Source organism: Streptomyces sp. CO7 (assembly GCF_053474865.1).
In genome coordinates, this window is the sequence record NZ_JBRIOU010000014.1 from 30,355 (window position 1) to 34,666 (window position 4,312).

The following is a 4,312-nucleotide window of genomic DNA, read 5'->3' on the forward strand; positions in this document are numbered from 1 at the left end:
GGCGCGGGAAGGGCGGTCGGGCGCGGGCCGGGCCGGTCAGGCGACCGGGCGGGCCGAGGACGGCTTGGGGCGGCCCACGGCGTCGGTGTGCGCCGAGGGGCGGCGGCCGCCGCCCGGCGCGGTCGAGGGGCCCCGCTCGGGACGTGCCCCGTGCGGCCCGGAGGACAGCAGGAAGGCGCCCCGGTGCCCGTGGCCCGCGTCGGAGGCCGTGAGGGCGGTGCGGCGCACCGGCGTGGTCAGGCCGCCGGAGGGGCCGGTCACCGGGACGGAGGAGGTCCGGCCCTTGCCGAAGCGGCGGGCCAGCCGCGTCCACACCGCGTCCCGCAGGTTCAGGATCCACCGCTCGGCACGGGCGCCCAGGGGCTCGAAGAGCGGCAGCGCCAGCAGGATCAGCAGGCCGGCCACCCAGCCCAGGAGCACGTCGCTCAGCCAGTGGGTGCCGAGGTAGACGGTGGTCAGGCCGACACCCAGGGACATCACCGCGGAGAGCGCGGACAGCCAGCGCCGGGCCCGCGGGCCGGAGGCCAGGTAGGCGAGGATGCCCCAGGTGACCACCGCGTTCGCGGTGTGGCCGCTGGGGAAGATGTCCCCGCCGAGCCACATCTCGTTGGAGCCTATGGTCGTGGCGTAGTGCGGCCCCAGCCGGCCCATGCCGATCTTGGCGGCGCCGACCGTGACGTTCAGCAGCAGCAGCGAGATGGCGAGGGTGATCAGCGGGCGCAGGGTGTGCTGGCGCCAGGAGCGCCAGCCCAGCCAGGCCGCCACCATCACCGCCGTGGGTCCGCGCTGGCCCAGGACGACGTAGTAGTCGAGCCAGGCGTGGATCTCGGGCCACTGCTGGTAGGGCCTGAAGAACATGACCTGCCAGTCCAGGCGGACCAGCCACGAGGTGGTGATCACGGCCCAGACGATGGCGGCGTAACCGGCCAGGCAGGCGACGACGAGTGCGTACCGGTGACGGCTCATCCGGGGCATGCCGAGCTGGACCGGCCGCTCGGGCTCCCGGTCCAGACGCGCGAACACCCGGTCCAGACGGGTGAGGCTTCGTTCGGTACGCACCCAATCGACGTTACAGCGAGTGAGGGCGCGACCCGAACGGATCAAGGTGTTTGTGATGACCATGTGATGTGGGGTTGCTCTCACGCGGCCACTTGTCCGGGAATTCACCACCACGACGATTCCCGCTCACCGCAAGGGGAATTGGGTGTTCATTCCGGGGAAAGAGGTCGGGTTCGCAATTGCTTTCCCGCCGCCGCGGCGTGGCGGAATTCACGGCGGTCCCGAGCCGGTCAGCCAGAGCCCTCCGTAGACGGCGGAGGCCGCCGCCGCGAGTCCCAGGAGCGCGGCCGCCAGGGCCGGACGGGCCCGGGCGGCGGCCCCGGCGACCGGGAGGAGCAGCGGGAAGGCGGGGACGAGGAGGCGCGGCTTGGAGCCGAAGTAGCTGGACGCGCCGAAGGCCAGCAGCGTCACCAGGGAGCCGTACACCAGCAGCGGGAGCGGCAGCCGGGCGCGCACCCCCGCCAGCAGGAGCCACCCCACCAGTCCCACTCCCGCGAGCAGCGCGAGCCCGGCGAGGGCGCCGGGCAGGGAGTCGAACAGGCCCGCCACGAAGCGGGCGAAGGCGGCGCCCCCGTCGAAGCCGTTGCGCCAGCCGGCCTGGACGTCCAGGTAGCCGAAGAGGCCCTCCCCGGTGCGCCGGCCGACCCAGAGGACGTAGCCGGCGGCCCCCAGGGGAGCCAGCAGCATTCCGAGGGCGCGCGTCCGGGGATTCGCGCCCCTGGGCGGAAGGTCGAGCCCGGCGCGCACGGCGTGAAGGTCGCGCGCCCCGCCCGGTGCGCCGTCCGCGGCGGCCGCGCTCCGGTCCCGCACGAAGGAGGCAACGGCGCCGGCCCACACCGCGGCGGCCACCGCCAGGCCGACCGGCCGGGTCAGCCCCGCCGCGAGCGCCAGGGACCCCGCGAGCGTCCAGCGCCCGGTCAGCACCGCGTACAGCGACCAGGCGGCCAGCGCGGTGAACAGCGACTCGCTGTACGCCATCGACTGCACGATCCCCACCGGCAGGGCGCCCCAGAGCACCGCCGCGCACACCCCGGCCCGCCGGCCCAGGACCAGATCGGTGACGGCGAAGATCCCCCAGGCGGCCGCGAGCGAGGCGAGAAGGCTCACCAGGAACCCGGCCTCGCCGTACGGCAGCGGGCTCACCGCCGCGACGCCCCGCTCCAGCCACGGCAGCAGCGGGAAGAAGGCGAGATCCGCGTGCACGTCGCCGTCGGGCAGCCGGACCGTGTACCCGTAGCCAGACTCCGCGATCCGCGCGTACCAGAGCGCGTCCCAGCGCGCGGTGAGCCGCACCAGGGGATCGACGTCGCGCGCGGCGGCCCAGACCGCGAGCCCCACCAGCCCCAGCAGACGGACGGCCGCGTATCCGGCGAGGGCGGGCGCCGCCCGGCGCAGCGCCGCGGCCGCCCCGACGCCATGGGTCCGCCCGGCCGCCGGACGCGCGGCGGGGGTGTCGAGATCGGTCACGGGCACGATTATCGGCGGCGCCCCACGCCCCGTCCGGCCGTTCCCCCTACCGGGTCCGGGCAGTGGCGCACACCACAGACGGCCTGCCCGGGCGTGAGAGCTCCACCACGTGCCACCGGCGCGAACTCGCGTACGCTGGCGAATCACTCGTCTTCGTCGAGCGGGCCGGTCGAGCGGCCTTCGGGGCCGCCGGACGCGAGCAATTCTGGGAGGTACGCACATGTCCGGGACGACCGTGTCCGGCGCGAAGGCCACACGGCACCGCGCCCGCCGGGCGGCCGGGGCCGGCGCCAACCGCTGGATCGTCCTCGTCGTCCTCTGCGTCAGTCTGCTGCTCGTCGCGGTGGACGCCACCGTGCTCCACGTCGCGGTGCCCGCGGTCACCGAGGACCTCCGGCCCTCCGCCACCCAGCTGTTGTGGACCGTCGACGTCTATCCCCTCGTCTGCGCCTCGCTGTTGATCCTCTTCGGCACCCTGGGCGACCGGGTGGGACGCCGACGGGTCCTGCTGCTGGGCTACGCCCTTTTCGGCGTCGCCTCGGGCGTCGCCGCCTGCGCGGACAGCGCCCAGGTGCTCATCGCGGCACGGGCGTTGCTCGGTGTCGGCGGCGCGATGATCATGCCCGCCACCCTGTCGGTGCTCCGCCAGGTCTTCCCCGACCGGCGGGAGCGCGCGCTGGCCATCGGCATCTGGAGCGCCGTCGCGGCCGTCGGCGCGGCGGTCGGTCCGCTGCTGGGCGGGTTCCTGCTCGAGCGCTTCTGGTGGGGTTCGGTCTTCCTGATCAACATCCCGTTGATGCTGGTCGCGTTGCCGGTCGGACGGATGCTGCTGCCGGAGTCCCGAGGCCGTCGTGAGGGGCCCTGGGACGTGACCGGCGCGCTCACCGCGGCGGTCGGACTCTTCGCCGCGGTCTACGGCGTCAAGCGGCTGGGCGGCGGCATCGCGCCCCAGTCGCCGCTGACCTGGGGCCCGCTGGTCGCGGGCGTCCTGCTCCTGGTGCTGTTCGTGCGGCGCCAGCGGCGGCGCGAGCACCCGCTGATCGACATGCGCCTGTTCGCGCGGCCGGCCTTCGGCACCTCCCTCGGCTGCATCGTGCTGGCCATGCTGGCGCTGGTGGGCCTGGAACTCATCGCGGCGCAGTACCTCCAGCTGGTGCTGGGCCTGTCCCCGCTGCAGACCGGTCTGCGGATGCTGCCGCTGACCCTGGCCGCCATGGCGGCCGGTCTCGCCGGGGCGAGGCTGCTGCGCACGCTCGGCCCGCGGGTCATGGTGGCGGCCGGCTTCGTGCTCACCGCGGCCGCGGTGCTGACCCTCCTGCCGATGGGCACGCGGGACAACCCGGCGCTGCTGCTGTGCGGTTTCGTGCTGCTGGGACTCGGCCTGGAGACCACGCTCTTCGGCGCCTACGAGTCGATGCTCAGCGAGGCCCCCGAGCACGAGGCCGGGGGCGCCGCCGCCATCGGCGAGACGTCCTACCAGCTCGGCGCCGGCCTGGGCATCGCCCTGCTGGGCAGCGTGATGAACGCGTCCTACGGGCCCGGCGTCTCCTCGGTGCCCGAGGTGCCGGGGCAGGCGTCCGCGGCGGCCGGGCACTCCATCGGAGAGGCCTACCAGGTCGCGGGCGACCTGGGCGGCGTGGCGGGACAGACGCTGTGGACCGCCGCCCGCGAGGCGTTCGTGCACGGGCTGCACGTGACCCTGCTGGTCAGCGCGGGACTGCTGCTGCTGGGCGCGCTGGCGGCGCTGCGGCTGCCGCGGGAGATGCGCGAGGAGCCGCTCGTGGAC

Annotated in this window: 3 protein-coding genes; 1 reads left to right on the forward strand and 2 read right to left on the reverse strand. The window is 74.8% G+C overall.

Annotation, left to right across the window (positions count from 1 at the left end):
- Positions 1-36: 36 nt before the first annotated feature.
- Together ACOV8S_RS30515 and ACOV8S_RS30520 are read right to left on the reverse strand one after the other, a co-directional pair.
- The gene (locus ACOV8S_RS30515) at positions 37-1,059 is read right to left on the reverse strand and encodes a phosphatase PAP2 family protein (protein ID WP_448321725.1); all 1,023 of its coding nucleotides are present in this window, start codon (positions 1,057-1,059) and stop codon (positions 37-39) included.
- A 210-nt stretch (positions 1,060-1,269) separates the two neighbouring features.
- The gene (locus tag ACOV8S_RS30520; protein ID WP_448321726.1) at positions 1,270-2,526 is read right to left on the reverse strand and encodes a hypothetical protein; all 1,257 of its coding nucleotides are present in this window, start codon (positions 2,524-2,526) and stop codon (positions 1,270-1,272) included.
- 220 nt (positions 2,527-2,746) lie between these two features.
- Here ACOV8S_RS30520 and ACOV8S_RS30525 point away from each other — a divergent pair.
- The coding region (locus tag ACOV8S_RS30525; RefSeq protein WP_448321727.1) for an MFS transporter at positions 2,747-4,312 on the forward strand (1,566 nt) is incomplete at its 3' end.